Genomic DNA, 16,875 nt, shown 5'->3' with positions numbered 1-16,875 from the left:
ATTATATAGGAAAAAGGAGATACAATCCAAACCCAACAAGAATAATACCACCTACTATTTCACCGTATGTGCCAAGTATATTTTTGGCATGGCTACCAAGCAATAAACCCATCCAAGCCAGTAGCATACTTATTAGTCCGAACAATAATATCGTAATAATTGTCTCTGCTCCGTAAATTCCAAGACTAAGACCTACTGAAAAACTATCTATACTGACACCAAATGCAAATACAAATAAACTAATTCCAATTGGAGCAGTTCTAGTCTCTTCCCCTTCTAAAATAGACGAATATACGATATAGAACCCTAGCCCAATTAATAAAATAGCTCCTGCAAAATTTGCGACATCCCCATACCTCTCTGATAGAAAACGTCCTAGTACCATTCCGATAAATGGCATAATAATATGAAATATCCCAATCGTCATACCTATATAAAGGATTTGTCTTAACTTTAATGTTACCATCCCCATACCGAGGCTCACTGAAAATGCATCCATCCCCAGGGCAAATGCCATAATTATTAAAGGTATTAATTGTTCAAGTGTCATTCATATCCCCCCTCGGACGTGCTACTTCACAATATGCTTATCCGAGGAGAAATATTCTGTTTGCTAAAGGTACATTATCATTCAATAATAATCTGATGTCCCGCAGCTTTTGTTAAACGATTCATAATTGCATTTCCTATGCCTTCATTCGGGAATGATTCACTAAAAATAACATCTACTTCACTTGCATCAAACGTTCTAAGCACATCATATAACTTAGTCGCAACGCTGGCTAAATCGCTTCGCACACCACAAGACAATACAACATCTGCACTATACACATGCTGATACTCTTCTGTCGTTAATACACCTACTTTAAACCCTTCTTTCTTTTTCTCATCCACAATACGTTGAATAAACTCACGGGACCCTTCAACAATACTAAGTGGCGCTTTCGGTGCATAATGTGTATATTTCATTCCAGGTGATTTTGGTTTTTCTTTCTCATCCTTTAAAGCTGGATCTAAAGAAACATTTCCTATCACGGCCTCTAATTGCTCCTTCGTAATCCCACCTGGACGTAAAATCGTCGGAACCTCGCTCGTACAATCAATTACAGTTGATTCAACGCCTACTCCTGTTGCCCCGCCATCAACAATACCAGCAATTTTCCCATTTAAATCTTCATACACATGAGAAGCTAACGTTGGACTTGGGCGTCCTGAACGATTCGCACTCGGTGCCGCAACAGGCACGTTTGCCTCTTCAATAAGGGCGAGCGCTACTGGATGATCCGGCATCCTCACTCCGACTGTATTAAGTCCTGCCGTAACCCTCTCTGAAATCCCTTTTTTTCTCGGTAAAATGATTGTTAATGGTCCTGGCCAAAAATGCTCCATTAACTTTTCTGCAACCGGCGGAATTTCTCTTACGATACCATCTAACTGAGATTTTGTTCCTATGTGGACAATCAGTGGATTATCGCTCGGTCTCCCTTTCGCTTCAAAAATTTTCGCTATCGCTTCATCATCCATTGCGTTTGCTCCTAACCCATATACCGTTTCCGTTGGGAAGGCCACCGCTTCATTTTCTCTTAATAATCTCGCTGCTTCTTTTAATTGTGGATAATATTTTTTTCTTTCCACAACATTATCCACAACCCACATATTTGTATGCATTTTTTCCCACGTCCTTTTCTACCATGAAATACTTGTCTATTTTTAGTTTACTATGAGATTTATCCAAAAGACAAACAAGGTTTATCCACAAAATGTGGATAAACCTTGTTAATCCGTGGATAACTTTGTGAATAGCTGACAATTTAGTATTATTGCATTTAGCTCTTTTATATTTTTACAAAAGTGTTCTAACTGTCGAATTTCCTCTGGCACTTCCTCTTTCTCTATAATGACAAAGTTAAAAAACTGAAAGATGGTCACAGATTGTGGATGATTTGTGAGTAAGTACAATTGTCGAATATCTTTTTCTTTCATATACTGCAAAAACATCTCGAAAAAATATAAGAAAGTCTGTTTATCCACATTAGGTGTGAATAAACAAGAACGGATAAGTGCATTTTCTCCACTTTGTTCATATCCAATTACCGCTCGTATTTCTCCCGCCTCTTCCAAGATCATAAATTGTGCGTACAACTCATTTATTTTATCATCTTTTTTATTAGCTTGTCCGAAAAAAGAATGTAATCTTTCTACATCTGCTTTCGTAGCAAAATACACGTTCTTCATAATAAATCCCTCCTCATTGATATATATGAGGAAGGATTTATTAATAGCACTATTTAGAGAATAAAGATGTAAAAGCTTCGACGATAAATAATTTAACCTCTGGTTTCTCTTCCTCTTCTACTGTTACATACTCATTTTGCTTTTCTTGTTTTTGCTCCACAGGTTTCTCCACTTTTTCCACAGTTTTTGTTTCTACTTTTTTTACAGGCTGTTCTTCTACTTGTGTTTCGTGTTTTACTACTTTCTTTTCCTGTGCTGTTACTTTTTCAGCTTTTTCCGGCTTTACTACTTTCTTTTCTTTCACCTTATCCTCTTTCTTCTCCGGTACATCCACTACTTCCTCATCTAATTGTCTCACCTGCTCCTCTTCAGGAGATTCAGCTTTCACAACATGTTCTTCTTTCCTTACAGCTGTACCACTTGAAAAATCTAAGAAACACATCGGTGGAAATAATACACACCACCAGTTTGCACCTTCACCTTTTCCAATTGTAATAAGTACCGCTTCATATTCTCCTGCTGGATAAATAAAATTCCCATATACCTTTGTAGGAAATTTCACATTCTTACCGAATTTCACTTGAAACGCCTCTTTACTTCCTTCTCTTTTCAGTGTATTTGCCACTGTCTTTTCAATTTCAGGAATATGATTTTGAATTACTTTTCGAGCTTCTTCAAATGACGTTAAATCCGCTACCCATCCATCAATTTGCACTTTTACTTCATCGCGTACTTTACGCTTTAACGCCTGATCTTTATCGGAATCACTATTAGCTAAAATACGTAATCGAACGGCCTCTTTCGGAATAACAGTAGGCCCTTTTGCATCAGCTTTCATATATCCAAACTGCACAAGTAACTGTGCACCAATTAATAATAAAAGAAAATAAGCAATAACTTGTTTTTTCATTTCCTCCACCGTCCCCTCTAGAAACAGTGTGGACAGACTTTCATCTTTCTAAACTATTAAATTCAAAATCTATATAAAAAACCGATAGAAAAGCATTTTTTTAATTGGCGAGAGGAACTGGCTATGTATAGGTAATAAGGTACGTATTTTCTCTGGAATAATACTCCTTACCAAACTTCTAAATAGAAAGTATGGCTGAGTAGTTACGAATTTTTCATACAAAAAATAGAGTAAGGCTTATACCTTACTCTATCTCTGCAAATACCATGCGATCTTTTCCATTAATATCAAATACAACTTCAACTTGAGCGCGCGGGAAAGTTTGCTGTAATAATGCTTTCACATCTTCACCTTGCCCTACACCAATTTCAAACGCCACAATCGCCTTTTTCTGTAATACATTCGGTAATTCCTCCATAAAACGACGATAGAAATCTAGTCCATCTTCACCACCAACAAGTGCACGCTTCGGCTCATGCTCCTTCACAACAGTAGAAAGACCACGCCAATCTTCCTCTGGTATGTACGGTGGATTGGAAACAACAACATCTAACTTCTGACTTGTTTCATAAAACGGAGACAGTAAATCGCCGTGATAGAAAGTTACATCCGCCCCTAAAGTTTTTGCATTTTCTTTTGCAACTTCAATCGACTCCTGCGCGATATCTACTGTATACACATGAAGATTTTTATTTTCTAAAGCGAGCGTAATAGAAATCGCTCCACTACCTGTTCCAATATCCGCTATGTGAAGCTCCTCATTACCGAAATGGCGCTCAATTCTCTCTAGCACCCCAACTATAAGTTCCTCTGTTTCCGGTCTTGGTATCAATACCTCTTCATTTACAAAGAATGATCGGCCATAAAACATTTCATAACCGAGCATATATTGGATCGGAGTACCTTCTACGTGCTTGTGGATAAATTGTGCAAAACTTTTCTCTTGTTCCGCAGTTATTTCTTCACGCATATTCATGAGCATTCCGGTTCTGTTCGTCTTTAATACATGACAAAGGACAATTTCTCCCGCATTTTCATCTCGTCCATTTTCCTGTAAAAAAGAAGAAGCCCATTTCAGGGCTTCATAGACACGCATTACTCAGCTGCCTCCATCTTTTGCGCCTGATCTTCCATCACTAAGGCATTGATGAAATCATCTAACTTACCTTGTAGGATTTGATCTAGCTTTTGAATCGTTAAACCGATTCGATGGTCTGTAACACGGTTTTGCGGGAAGTTATACGTACGAATACGCTCTGAACGATCTCCCGTACCAACAGCTTGTTTACGGTTTTGATCATACTCAGCTTGCGCTTCTTGTCTAAATTTATCATAAACACGTGCGCGTAATACTTTCATCGCTTTTTCTTTATTCTTAATTTGTGATTTCTCATCCTGACAAGATACAACTACACCAGTCGGTAAATGCGTTAAACGTACCGCTGACATCGTTGTATTAACGCTTTGTCCACCAGGACCACTAGAAGCAAACGTATCAACACGAACATCTTTTTCATGAATATTAATTTCTACTTCTTCTGCCTCTGGTAGTACAGCTACAGTTGCTGTAGATGTATGAATACGTCCGCCAGATTCCGTTTCAGGAACACGTTGTACACGGTGAGCACCATTCTCGAATTTCAGCTTCGCGAAAGCACCTTTACCGTTAATCATAAAGATAATCTCTTTATATCCACCTAACTCTGTATAGCTCGCTTCGATAATTTCAGTTTTCCAACCTTGCACCTCAGCATAACGGCTATACATACGATATAAATCACCAGCAAATAAAGCTGCCTCGTCACCACCAGCAGCGCCACGAACCTCAACGATAACGTTTTTATCATCATTAGGGTCTTTTGGAACAAGTAAAATTTTCAGACGTTCTGATAATGTTTTCTCTTGTCCTTCTAATTCAGAAACCTCTTCTTTTACCATATCACGCATATCAGCGTCTAACTTATCTTCTAACATTGCTTTTGCATCTCGTAATTGCTCACGAACATCTTTATACTCACGGTACACCTCTACCGTGTCCTGAATATCAGATTGCTCTTTTGAATACTCACGAAGCTTATTTGTATCACTAATAACCTCTGGGTCACTTAACAATTCATTCAACTTCTCATAACGATCTTCTACAGCTTGCAAACGATCTAACACACCATTCACCTCTACATCCTAGTATCTAATACAAATAGTATATGGTACTTAATCAAAAAAACGCAAATTATATTTAAAAGCGTAAGCGGCTTGCTCAGGATCGCAGGACATTGGAACTCTCGACCTTGAAGCGCTTTTTGCTTCGAGCGAGAGAGTGAAATGGCCGGAGATTCTAGCCGCTGGAGCTAGATAATATTTAAAGCGCAAGCGGCTCGCTAAGCTCTGACTGGCTAAGGTTCTCTCGCACAAAAGGTGCTTTTCACCTTGAGTAGCGGCGGTTCTTAGACACGAAGAGCTTGCCACCAATCTTCATCTATTTTCGAAAAAAACCCGCTCTACATAGCGAGTTTAATTTATCTTTGTTTTGTAGGTACTGCATGACAATGACGACAACGTGGTTCGTACGATTCTGAAGCCCCAACTAAAATAATTGGATCATCAAATGCCGCTGGTTCTCCATCGATTAAACGTTGCGTACGACTTGCAGGAGATCCACATTCAGAACAAACTGCCTGCAATTTAGTTACATGTTCAGCAATCGCCATCAGCTGAGGAACTTGTCCAAATGGTAGACCACGGAAATCTTGGTCTAATCCAGCTACAATGACACGATAGCCACGATTTGCCAATACTTGCACCACTTCCACAATGTCCCCATCAAAAAATTGTACCTCATCGATTGCAATAACATCCATTTCTTCTGTTACATGGTTAAATATATCTTTTGAAGCTGAAACAGGAACTGCTTTAACCTTTAATCCATTATGTGATACAACATCTTCTTCACTATAACGATTATCAATACATGGTTTAAATACAATCGCATGTTGTTTCGCAAATTGTGTACGGCGTATACGGCGGATGAGCTCTTCTGATTTACCAGAAAACATACTCCCGCAAATCACTTCAATCCAACCATTTTGATTCATTAAGTACATTGAGCTCTCCTTTCATCTACTTTCCTAATCCAAAGTAGGGTAAAGGTTTAATATTTTCACAAAAAAAACAGACAAGCGAATACATACACTTGCCTGTTTTATGTTCTTTATTACTTGATGCCGTATTTCTTATTGAAGCGGTCAACACGTCCGTCTGCAGTAGCAAACTTCTGACGTCCAGTGTAGAATGGGTGAGAATCAGAACTGATCTCAATTTTTAGTAATGGATAAGTGTTACCATCTTCCCACTCAACAGTTTCGCTAGAGCCTTTTGTAGACCCGCTTAAGAATTTGAAGCCAGTGTTCGTGTCCATAAATACAACTTTATTGTAATTTGGATGGATTCCTGCTTTCATTCTTTTCATCTCCTTCCGCCCTGAATCATTTTCGAAACAGAGTTTTTCATCTTCAGCTGCTTACACAACTATATTGATGAAACACATATGATGAAATTATAACAAGGCTAACTCCATTTTGCAACTACCTGTTTTTGTCTTTTTAAAAATTAAAAGCGCAAGTGGCTCGTTCAGAATCGCAGGACATTGGAGCTCTCGACCAAGAAGCGCTTTTTGCTTCGACCGAGAGAGCGAAATGACCGGAGATTCTAGCCGCTGGAGCTGGAACTAGATACACCTTAAAGCGCAAGCGGCTCGCCCAGAATCGTAGGGCACTTCAAGCTCTCAATCCAAATATGATTTCCATCTTAAAAAACAAATTTTTTCCATATATTACTCTCTCTAATATTCCCTTAAAAACATAAAAAACTCGCTTACTACGAAATAAGCGAGTCCCCATCTTTTCCCTTTACTTAGTGGTTACATACCTTTTTGAGTCTGCAACAATGTTTTGTAAAAATTCTTCATTTGTCTTTGTTTGACGAAGTTTACGTAAGAAGCCTTCAACAAAGTCTGGTGTATCACGCATTGTTTTACGAATACCCCACAGCTTGTCTAAATGTTCTTTCGGAATTAATAGGTCTTCTTTACGCGTACCAGAGCGACGAATATCAATCGCTGGGAAGATACGGCGCTCAGCTAATGAGCGATCTAAGTGAAGTTCCATATTTCCAGTTCCTTTAAACTCCTCGTAAATTACATCATCCATACGAGACCCTGTATCAACAAGCGCTGTTGCTAAAATCGTTAGGCTACCGCCCTCTTCGATATTACGCGCAGCCCCAAAGAAACGCTTCGGTCTATGAAAAGCAGCAGGATCAATACCACCCGATAAGGTTCTACCACTTGGCGGAATAACAAGGTTGTAAGCACGCGCTAAACGGGTAATACTATCCATTAAAATGACAACGTCCCTTTTATGTTCTACAAGACGCATTGCACGCTCTAATACAAGCTCCGCTACTTTAATATGATTCTCTGGCACTTCATCAAAAGTAGAACTTACAACATCACCTTTAACAGAACGTTCAATATCTGTTACTTCCTCTGGACGCTCATCAATTAAAAGTACAATTAATTCTGCTTCCGGATGATTTGTTGTGACACTGTGTGCAATTTCTTTTAACAGACTTGTTTTACCAGCCTTTGGAGGCGCAACAATTAAACCACGTTGTCCAAATCCAACTGGTGCGATTAAATCCATGATGCGTGTCGGTAACTTTTTCGTTTCCGTCTCCAATTTCATTTGGCGATCTGGGTATAACGGTGTTAATGCAGGGAAATGTACACGCTCTTTTGCTGAGTCTGGATCATCTCCATTTACAGCTTCAACTTGTAGCAATCCAAAATAGCGCTCATTTTCTTTCGGAGGTCGTACTTTACCAGAAACCTTATCTCCATTACGTAAATCGAAACGACGAATTTGCGAAGCCGAGATATAAATATCTTCTGAGCTTGGAGAATAATTGATAGGACGTAAGAATCCAAATCCTTCTGATTGAATAATTTCTAATACGCCTTCCATGAAAAAGAAACCTTCTTTTTCTGCTCGAGCTTTTAAGATAGAGAAGATTAGCTCTTTTTTCGTTAACTTGCTGTAATACGAAATCTTAAATTCCTTCGCAAGCTCGTATAACTCTTTTAATTTCATGTTTTCTAATGCTGCAATTGACAAATTCATTCAGACACCACACTTTAACTTTATTCTCTTTTCACATGGGTAAAGGGAAAAATACGGAAGGCAAATAAATAATAATGAAAGGCAATAAGTTCAAGTAGGATAATATTCACTATTGTAACCCTTTTATCTAGTTTTAATCAATACGTTGAAACACAAATACAAGAAGCGAAGACAAGAAAATTTGTCTTCGCCTTTTCATATTTCTTTCTTTTTTCTACTCACCTGATTTTAAGGCAGAATAGATAAGGCATTTCTGCTTTTATTTAATCCAGCTTCAGCAGCTAGAATCTCCGGTGGTTTCGCTTCTTCCTGCGAGGCAAAAAGCGCCTCTTCGTCAGGAGCTCCATCCCCCTCCCATTCTGAACGAGCCGCTTACGCTTTTTATTTAATAACCAAATTCGGTTTTTTATTTAAGCTATGGCGGCCGTCTACGAAGCGTACTGTGCCTGATTTTGCACGCATAACAAGGGATTGTGTTGTTCCGACGCTACCTTTAAATTGAACGCCTCGTAATAGTTCTCCGTCTGTTACACCTGTTGCTGCAAAGATTGCATCGTCACCTTTTACTAAGTCTTCCATACGAAGGATACGATTGATATCTTCAATACCCATTCTTTTACAACGAGCTAGTTCAGCTTCGTTTTGAGGTAAGAGCTTCCCGTGAATTTCTCCACCTAAGCATTTTAATGCGACCGCAGCTAATACACCTTCAGGTGCTCCACCAGAACCGAATAGAATATCTACACCAGTACGGTCAAATGCTGTATTGATTGCTCCAGCTACATCTCCATCGTTAATTAATTTAATACGAGCACCAGCTTTACGAATTTCTTCGATAATTGCTTGATGACGTGGACGGTTTAAAACTGTCGCTACAACATCTTCGATATCTTTATTTTTCGCTTTCGCAACTGCACGTAAGTTGTCGATAATAGGTGCGTCAATATCAACTGCACCAACTGCTTCTGGACCAACCGCTATTTTATCCATGTACATGTCAGGAGCATGTAACAAATTGCCGTGATCTGCAATTGCAATAACAGCAAGCGCATTCCAGCCGCCAGCCGCTACGATATTTGTCCCTTCTAAAGGATCAACTGCAACGTCTACGCGTGGTCCATATCCTGTACCCAATTTTTCTCCGATATATAGCATTGGCGCTTCATCCATTTCACCTTCGCCAATTACAACTGTACCTTTCATCGGAATTGTATCAAATACATCACGCATAGCAGATGTTGCTGCACCATCTGCCTCATCTTTTTTTCCGCGCCCCATCCAACGCGCTGATGATAATGCTGCAGCCTCTGTTACACGTACTAACTCCATAGATAAACTTCTTTCCACGATAATCCCTCTCCTTTAAGTCTTTATATTTCTGCCGTATTTTGTGAACCTTGTTTTTCTATAAAGTGTACTTCCGTTAGTAGTGATTCTTCGCTCCCCATTAACGGAAGTATCACCACCTTATCCCGATTGGTGAGGGTTAATAATCGGCGTGGGATACCCCATACTGATTAAAGTTTCACTTTATGCATTCTTCATTTCTTCAATTTCTTGCTTTGTCATTTGTTCTCGCCAAATGTTTGCACCAAGCCCTTTAAGCTTGTCTACTATATTTTCGTAACCTCGATCAATATGATCAAGTCCCGTTACTTCTGTAATGCCATCTGCCATTAAACCCGCAATAACAAGGGACGCACCAGCTCGGAGGTCACTCGCTTTCACCTTCGCACCTTGCAATAAAACCGGTCCAGTCACAATTGCTGAACGGCCTTCTACTTTAATTTGCGCGTTCATACGGCGCAATTCATCAATATGCTTGAAACGTGCGCTGTAAATTGTATCAGTTACAACTCCTGTTCCATGCGCTTTTGTTAAAAGCGTTGTAAACGGCTGTTGTAAATCCGTTGGAAACCCTGGATATACAAGCGTTTTTACATCAACTACTTTTAACCTTCTATTGCCGTTCACTGTAATTTGGTCATCGTTCGTTTCAATTTGAACACCAGCTTCTCTTAGCTTCGCAGTAACGGATTCTAAATGCTGAGGAATAACATTATCAACTGTTACTTCTCCTCCTGATGCTGCTCCTAAAATCATATACGTACCAGCTTCAATACGGTCTGGAATAATAGTGTGGTGACAACCGTGCAGTGAATCCACACCATCAATTCGGATTACGTCTGTACCAGCACCTTTAATACGTGCTCCCATACTCGTTAACAATGTAGCTACATCAATAATCTCTGGTTCTTTCGCTGCATTTTCAATAACAGTTCTACCTTTCGCTCGTACAGCCGCTAGCATAATATTAATTGTAGCTCCTACACTAACAACATCTAAATAAATACGTGCCCCACGTAGTTCGTCTGCTCTTAAATAAATGGCACCTTGTTCATTTGTAACATATGCCCCTAACGCTTCAAACCCTTTAATATGCTGATCAATCGGTCGTGGCCCTAAATGACATCCACCTGGAAGCCCAATAACAGCTTTTTTAAAACGGCCAAGCATTGCACCCATTAAATAATAAGAGGCGCGCAATTTTTTCACTTTTCCATTTGGTAAAGGCATCGCAACCATGTTAGAAGGATCGACTACCATCTCTTCTTCCTGCCCATAAGTTACTTTCCCTCCAATTTCCTCTAGTAAGTCTCCTAACATTTTCACGTCCGAAATATTAGGAACACCGCCAATAGTTACTGGAGTATCTGCTAAAATTGTCGCTGGAATTAGTGCAACAGCACTGTTCTTTGCACCACTCACACGAATTGTTCCATTTAAAGCTCTTCCGCCTTCAATTAGCAACTTTTCCATATTGAGCTCCCTTCTTGTGAATGTATTTATCTTCTACTTCTTTATAAGAAGTAGAAGATTCCCCCTTAAGAATCTCAATCACTCTTTCCATCCCGAAACTCAATAAGTAGAAAACCATCACCTGTAGCTCCCCTGCTGTACAAATAGATGAAGATTAACTATTCATCGAATCAAATTACTCAATTCAGATACTTACCACATTTATTAATAGGACTATGCACATTATTTTCTATATTTGCAAACCAAAAATTCACTTTATAAAATCTTTAGACTTGTTCGCGCTTTCATTATACAACGAAAGGAAACCGTCTAAAAGACTAGACGGTTTCCAAAACGGAATTTTATTCTTACGCTTTACCGTTAGAACCGAACTCACGCATTTTACCAGCAACAGTTGCTTTGATAGCGTCGCGGCCAGGTCCAATATATTTACGAGGATCGTAAACTTCTTGGTCTTTGTTTAATGCTTCACGAACAGCTTTTGTAAACTCAATTTGGTTCTCAGTGTTTACGTTAATTTTTGAAGTACCTAGAGAAATAGCTTTTACGATATCAGCAGTTGGGATACCAGTACCACCGTGTAATACTAAAGGTACGCCAGTGAAGTCACGAACTTGTTCCATTTCAGCGAATCCTAAGTTAGGCTCACCTTTGTAAGGACCGTGTACAGAACCTAAAGCTGGAGCTAGGCAATCGATACCTGTTGCTTCAACAAGGTGCTTACACTCTGCTGGATCAGCGTAAATTACGCCTTCAGCGATGATGTCGTCTTCTTGTCCGCCAACTGTTCCAAGCTCAGCTTCAACAGATACGTTACGAGCGTGTGCGTATTCTACCACTTTTTTAGTAGTTTCAACGTTTTCATCGAATGGGTGGTGAGAAGCGTCGATCATTACAGATGTGAAACCTGCATCAATTGCTTCTTTACATTTTTCGAAGCTTGAACCATGGTCAAGGTGAATCGCTACAGGAACAGAAATGTTCATTTCTTCGATTAAAGCTTTAACCATAGCTACAACTGTTTTGAAACCAGTCATATGACGAGCTGCACCCTCAGATACACCTAAGATTACAGGAGATTTTTCTTCTTCCGCAGCAGCTAAGATAGCTTGAGTCCACTCTAAGTTGTTCATGTTGAATTGACCAACTGCGTATTTTCCTTCTAGTGCTGTGTTTAGCATTTCTTTCATAGAAACTAAAGGCATGGTGAATCCTCCTAAAAAACGTTTTTTGTATCCGATAAATTCTTATCGCTGGTAGTATGACCAGAATAAGGTAAAATATGTATATTTACATACCGGACTTCTTTCTACACTCAATAGGATAACAACTTGTACTCAAAAACTCAACTGTATTCACCTGCTCAATAGTCCATGTAAACGCTTTTTTCCATATTTTTTATAAAAAATTCATTTTTTACGCCTCTACAGCAAGCTGATCTCTCACTGCTTGACGAATCTCATCAATATCAAACGGTTTAGCAAAGTGCATTAAAGCTCCTAAATCTTTCGCTTCTTGAATCATATCCAATTCTCCATAAGCAGTCATTAAAATCACTTTAATACTCTCATCAATTTCTTTTACATGTTTTAAAATCTCTATACCATCCATACCTGGGATTTTCATATCTAACACTACTAAATCCGGATTATCTTTTTTCACGATATCTAAAGCTTGAAATCCATTCGCTGCTTGGAACGTCTGATAACCTTCTTTTTGGAACACTTCATGCAATAAAACACGAATGCCATATTGATCATCAACGATTAAAATTTTCCCTTCCATAACTCCCAACCTTTCTGTGTAAGTACAAGATTTAAAGCTTCTTATATCTTATCGGTTTATTTTCGCTACTCTTTGCCAAATCCCTTCCTATTCTTTCTTATTTTACCGTTTCCTATTTTGTTATGCCACCCTACTATTTCCCCTTTCCAAAAAAAATAAGCTATAATGAGAACCAGCTAACACGAAAGAAAGGAGCAACAACATGTTAAAAATTTTCTCGACTCAATTAAGTGGATATTTATCCAAAATTTCTCAAAAAGAGGAAATGAATATAGAAGATAGCGCTCGTCTACTTGCCCAGGCGTTAGTTGGCGATGGCTTCATTTACTTGCATGGTACAAACGAAATGGAAGGTATTGTTTCAGAAGCATTATTTGGCGCCGAACCAATGAAACAAGCAAAACGTTTAATAGAAAACGGTGAACCGGCGGCAGTGACTTCTGCGGACCGCGTACTTCTTATTAGTCGTTTTTCGACAGATGAAGAAATTATAAAAACCGCGAAAAAACTTCATGAAGAAGGCCAATCTATCGTTGGAATCTCGGCTATTCAAGAAGGTGTTGAATCACTGGAACAATATACAGATGTACATATTGATACAAAGCTGTTAAAAGGTCTTATTCCAGATGATGAAGGTAACCGCTATGGGTTCCCAAGTTTAATTATAGCTTTATTTGCTTATCACGGATTGAAATTTACAATTGATGAAATGTTAAACGAATATTAAAAAAAGCGCCCTATTTCAGGCGCTTTTTTTTATTACTTGCTCTCTTTATTCGTAATAGAAGCACTTACGAAGTCATGGAACAATGGTTGTGGACGGTTTGGACGAGATACAAGTTCTGGATGGAACTGTGCTGCCACGAACCAAGGGTGATCTTGTAATTCAATAATTTCCACTAGACGACCGTCTGGGCTTGTACCAGAGAATACAAATCCTGCTTTTTCCATATCTGGACGGAATTGATTGTTGAACTCATAACGATGACGATGACGCTCATATACAACCGGCTCATTGTAAGCATTGTAAGCATTTGTTTCTTCAGCAAGCTTACATGGATATAGACCAAGGCGAAGTGTACCACCTAAATCTTCTACATCTTTTTGTTCTGGTAATAAATCGATGATTGCATAAGGTGTGTCAGGATTAATTTCAGAAGAGTTAGCCCCTTCTAATCCTAATACGTTACGTGCGAATTCGATTGATGCAAGTTGCATACCTAGGCAAATTCCTAAGAATGGAACTTTGTTTTCACGAGCATATTGAATTGCAACGATTTTACCTTCTACACCACGATCGCCGAAGCCACCTGGTACAAGGATACCATCTGTGTCGCCAACTAATTCTTTTACGTTCTCTGCTGTTACGTGCTCAGCATTTACCCATTTCACTTCTACATCTGTGTCGAATGAATAACCTGCATGACGAAGCGCTTCTACAACAGAAATGTATGCATCTTGAAGCTCTACGTATTTACCAACAAGAGCGATTTTTGTTTTCTTAGAAAGGTTACGTACTTTATTAACTAGCGCAGTCCAATCTGTCATATCTGCAGCTGGATTGTCTAACTTCAAGTGATCACAAACGATTTGGTCCATGTTTTGTTCTTGAAGAGATAATGGAACCGCATATAAAGTATCTGCATCGCGTGCTTCGATAACTGCTTTTGTATCGATGTCACAGAATAATGCAAGCTTGTCTTTCATGTCCTGAGAAACAGGTAGTTCTGTACGAACAACGATAATATTTGGTTGAATACCTAAGCTGCGAAGCTCTTTAACGCTATGTTGCGTTGGTTTTGTTTTCATTTCACCCGCTGCTTTTAAGTACGGGATTAACGTACAGTGAATGTACATTACATTGTCACGACCGATGTCGCTCTTAATTTGACGAATTGCTTCTAAGAATGGTAAAGACTCGATATCACCAACAGTTCCACCGATTTCTGTAATAACAACGTCGGCATTTGTTTCGCGACCAGAACGATATACACGTTCTTTAATTTCGTTAGTAATGTGAGGAATAACTTGAACTGTTCCTCCTAAATATTCACCACGGCGCTCTTTTTGAAGAACTGAAGAGTAAATTTTACCTGTTGTTACGTTGCTGTATTTGTTTAAGTTGATGTCGATAAAACGCTCATAGTGACCTAGGTCTAAGTCCGTTTCTGCACCATCATCTGTTACGAATACCTCACCGTGTTGGTAGGGGCTCATAGTCCCTGGGTCTACGTTAATGTATGGATCAAACTTTTGAATAGTTACGTTTAAACCACGATTCTTTAAAAGTCTTCCAAGAGATGCTGCTGTAATACCTTTACCTAAAGACGATACTACACCGCCTGTTACAAAAATATACTTAGTCATGAAAATACTCCCTTCTACTTCGTTGTTATATAATCACCGTTGCAAAGCGCAACGTATGTAGATAACACTGTATCTATCTTATTGTTAGGCTCTTTTTATTTTCTAAACAAAAAACAAAAAAGAAAATTGCTCCCCTCATCACATAAAGTAATAAGTAGGGAGCAATTTTCTTTTATATTTACACTTTAAAAGTATTATCGTCTTTTTTTAAAGAGCCCAAAAATGATTCTACATGGACGATAATGAAAAGTCAAGAACTACCGCTCTTCCTCTTCTTCAGTTTCATCATACTCAAGTTCTTCTTCTGCGAAGTCTTCATTATCTTCTTCTAAATCATCAAGATCATCATCTTCATCATCTGCGTCTTCGTCTTCAAGAACTTTGTCCAAATCTACTACATCTTCTTCTACTTCTTCTTCTACTTCTTCTACATCATCTTCTTCAATGTAGTCGTCAAAACCGTCTTCTTCAACTTTACGTTTCTTCTTCGGTTTTGGCTGAGGCAGAATTTCTTCATCAATTTGCTCATATGGGTACCAGCTACGTAGCCCCCAACGATTTTCTCCTAAATTAATGAAACGTCCATCGATGTTTAAATCTGTATAAAATTGTGCGAGTTTCGTATTAACTTGCCCTTGAGATAGTCCCAGCACTTGAGCGATTTCTTGAACCAACTCGTTGAATGTCGTTGCTTGTCTTTTATTCCCTAAAACACTATGTACAACTTCAATCATTGAACATTCTTTTAGCTCTTCTGGTGAATATTGCTTAAAACCCACTTATGCGGCACTTCCTTTCTTCAAATATAAGCTTATATATAACGGTCTGCTTAAAAAAATCCATACTATTCATTATAAACAAAAGTCGCACAAATATGCTACAAAAAAAACGGGAAACTTTTATCCCGCTATTTACGGGCAATAAAATTATAATTTGTCCATTCTTTATTTCGGAGACATATGTGCTCCTTGCAGTACATACCTAATTTGCATTTCTGTATATTCTTCGAGAGTATACAGTTTTTGCAGGGCCCAACGTCTAAATCCCCACATTTGTCCTTGTATGAAAATATTATGTGCAAGAAGCTGTATTTCCTTTTTATTTAGTGTAAATGTCCCATTTTCCGTACACTGCTCTAAAATATCCTCAAACATCCCGACCATTTGAAACTCTTTTTCTAATACATATGGGAGTGATTCTTTCGGTAAAAAACGTACCTCTTGATACATAATTAATACTTCTTCTTGCAATTCATCCATCACTTTAAAATAATTCATTATCGCTATCTTTAAGCTTTCTATACTTCCCTTCTCTGTACACACTACTTCCTCTAACCGCTCTTTTACATGTTCATAAATACTATCACAAACTAAATATAATACATCATCTTTTGTGCGAATATACTCATAAAGTGTTCCGATACTAAATCCAGCCGCTTTCGCAATTTCTCTCGTTGTTGTACGCGGGAATCCTTTTTGCTTAAACAGCTGCACCGCACCTTTAATCATTTGTTCACGTCTTAACGCAACTAATTTTTCATCTTTCACTGACGCATGTACATTATGTTTAACCATCCCTTCA

At 38.6% G+C, this 16,875-nt stretch carries 17 protein-coding genes; 1 reads left to right on the top strand and 16 read right to left on the bottom strand.

Annotated features, from left to right (window positions below; all coding sequences use genetic code 11):
- Window position 1 precedes the first annotated feature (1 nt).
- From B5P42_RS04575 to spo0F, 13 genes are all read right to left on the bottom strand, one after another.
- Complete coding sequence (locus tag B5P42_RS04575) at window positions 2-550, bottom strand: manganese efflux pump MntP (RefSeq protein WP_002016298.1); 549 nt, start codon at window positions 548-550, stop codon at window positions 2-4.
- Between the two features lie 77 nt (window positions 551-627).
- Entirely contained in the window at window positions 628-1,668 is a 1,041-nt protein-coding gene (locus B5P42_RS04570) for an L-threonylcarbamoyladenylate synthase (protein ID WP_002016299.1), read from the bottom strand.
- 108 nt (window positions 1,669-1,776) lie between these two features.
- Complete coding sequence (locus B5P42_RS04565) at window positions 1,777-2,235, bottom strand: GNAT family N-acetyltransferase (RefSeq protein WP_002016300.1); 459 nt, start codon at window positions 2,233-2,235, stop codon at window positions 1,777-1,779.
- 49 nt (window positions 2,236-2,284) lie between these two features.
- On the bottom strand, window positions 2,285-3,145 hold the full coding sequence (gene spoIIR, locus B5P42_RS04560) for a stage II sporulation protein R (protein WP_113733744.1): 861 nt from the start codon (window positions 3,143-3,145) through the stop codon (window positions 2,285-2,287).
- Between the two features lie 244 nt (window positions 3,146-3,389).
- On the bottom strand, window positions 3,390-4,241 hold the full coding sequence (prmC, locus tag B5P42_RS04555; RefSeq protein WP_113733743.1) for a peptide chain release factor N(5)-glutamine methyltransferase: 852 nt from the start codon (window positions 4,239-4,241) through the stop codon (window positions 3,390-3,392).
- Window positions 4,241-5,308 (bottom strand): peptide chain release factor 1, encoded by a 1,068-nt coding sequence (gene prfA / locus B5P42_RS04550; RefSeq protein WP_002113060.1) that lies wholly within the window; start codon window positions 5,306-5,308, stop codon window positions 4,241-4,243. The genes prmC and prfA overlap by 1 nt, the downstream gene beginning before the upstream one ends.
- A gap of 353 nt (window positions 5,309-5,661) precedes the next feature.
- Window positions 5,662-6,246: a thymidine kinase gene (locus B5P42_RS04545; protein ID WP_002016305.1), complete on the bottom strand. Its 585-nt coding sequence runs from the start codon at window positions 6,244-6,246 to the stop codon at window positions 5,662-5,664.
- Window positions 6,247-6,356: 110 nt separating this feature from the next.
- A complete protein-coding gene (locus tag B5P42_RS04540) occupies window positions 6,357-6,602 on the bottom strand; it encodes a type B 50S ribosomal protein L31 (protein WP_000643447.1) in 246 nt (81 codons plus the stop codon).
- Between the two features lie 448 nt (window positions 6,603-7,050).
- Window positions 7,051-8,322, bottom strand: a complete 1,272-nt coding sequence (rho, locus tag B5P42_RS04535) for a transcription termination factor Rho (RefSeq protein ID WP_002016308.1) — start codon at window positions 8,320-8,322, stop codon at window positions 7,051-7,053.
- 381 nt (window positions 8,323-8,703) lie between these two features.
- Complete coding sequence (gene glpX / locus B5P42_RS04530) at window positions 8,704-9,669, bottom strand: class II fructose-bisphosphatase (protein WP_002016310.1); 966 nt, start codon at window positions 9,667-9,669, stop codon at window positions 8,704-8,706.
- Window positions 9,670-9,852: 183 nt separating this feature from the next.
- Window positions 9,853-11,142 carry a UDP-N-acetylglucosamine 1-carboxyvinyltransferase gene (gene murA, locus B5P42_RS04525; RefSeq protein ID WP_002034893.1) on the bottom strand — a complete coding sequence of 430 codons (1,290 nt, stop codon included), beginning with the start codon at window positions 11,140-11,142 and terminating at the stop codon, window positions 9,853-9,855.
- Window positions 11,143-11,489: 347 nt separating this feature from the next.
- Window positions 11,490-12,347 (bottom strand): class II fructose-bisphosphate aldolase, encoded by an 858-nt coding sequence (locus tag B5P42_RS04520; protein ID WP_002016312.1) that lies wholly within the window; start codon window positions 12,345-12,347, stop codon window positions 11,490-11,492.
- A 211-nt stretch (window positions 12,348-12,558) separates the two neighbouring features.
- Complete coding sequence (spo0F, locus tag B5P42_RS04515) at window positions 12,559-12,927, bottom strand: sporulation initiation phosphotransferase Spo0F (protein ID WP_000398592.1); 369 nt, start codon at window positions 12,925-12,927, stop codon at window positions 12,559-12,561.
- 202 nt (window positions 12,928-13,129) lie between these two features.
- Here spo0F and B5P42_RS04510 point away from each other — a divergent pair, with 202 nt between their 5' ends.
- Entirely contained in the window at window positions 13,130-13,654 is a 525-nt protein-coding gene (locus tag B5P42_RS04510; protein WP_113733742.1) for a DUF2529 domain-containing protein, read from the top strand.
- Window positions 13,655-13,686: 32 nt separating this feature from the next.
- Here B5P42_RS04510 and pyrG read toward each other — a convergent pair whose 3' ends face one another.
- The 3 genes from pyrG to B5P42_RS04495 form a co-directional block, all read right to left on the bottom strand.
- The gene (gene pyrG / locus B5P42_RS04505) at window positions 13,687-15,294 is read right to left on the bottom strand and encodes a CTP synthase (protein ID WP_002016314.1); all 1,608 of its coding nucleotides are present in this window, start codon (window positions 15,292-15,294) and stop codon (window positions 13,687-13,689) included.
- A 257-nt stretch (window positions 15,295-15,551) separates the two neighbouring features.
- Entirely contained in the window at window positions 15,552-16,073 is a 522-nt protein-coding gene (rpoE, locus tag B5P42_RS04500) for a DNA-directed RNA polymerase subunit delta (protein WP_113733741.1), read from the bottom strand.
- A 165-nt stretch (window positions 16,074-16,238) separates the two neighbouring features.
- Complete coding sequence (locus tag B5P42_RS04495) at window positions 16,239-16,868, bottom strand: TetR/AcrR family transcriptional regulator (protein WP_002034889.1); 630 nt, start codon at window positions 16,866-16,868, stop codon at window positions 16,239-16,241.
- Window positions 16,869-16,875 lie beyond the last annotated feature (7 nt).

The organism is Bacillus sp. SRB_331 (assembly GCF_003264175.1).
GTDB classification, from domain to species: Bacteria; Bacillota; Bacilli; order Bacillales; family Bacillaceae_G; genus Bacillus_A; species Bacillus_A mycoides.
This window is presented reverse-complemented; position numbering and strand designations above follow the sequence as displayed.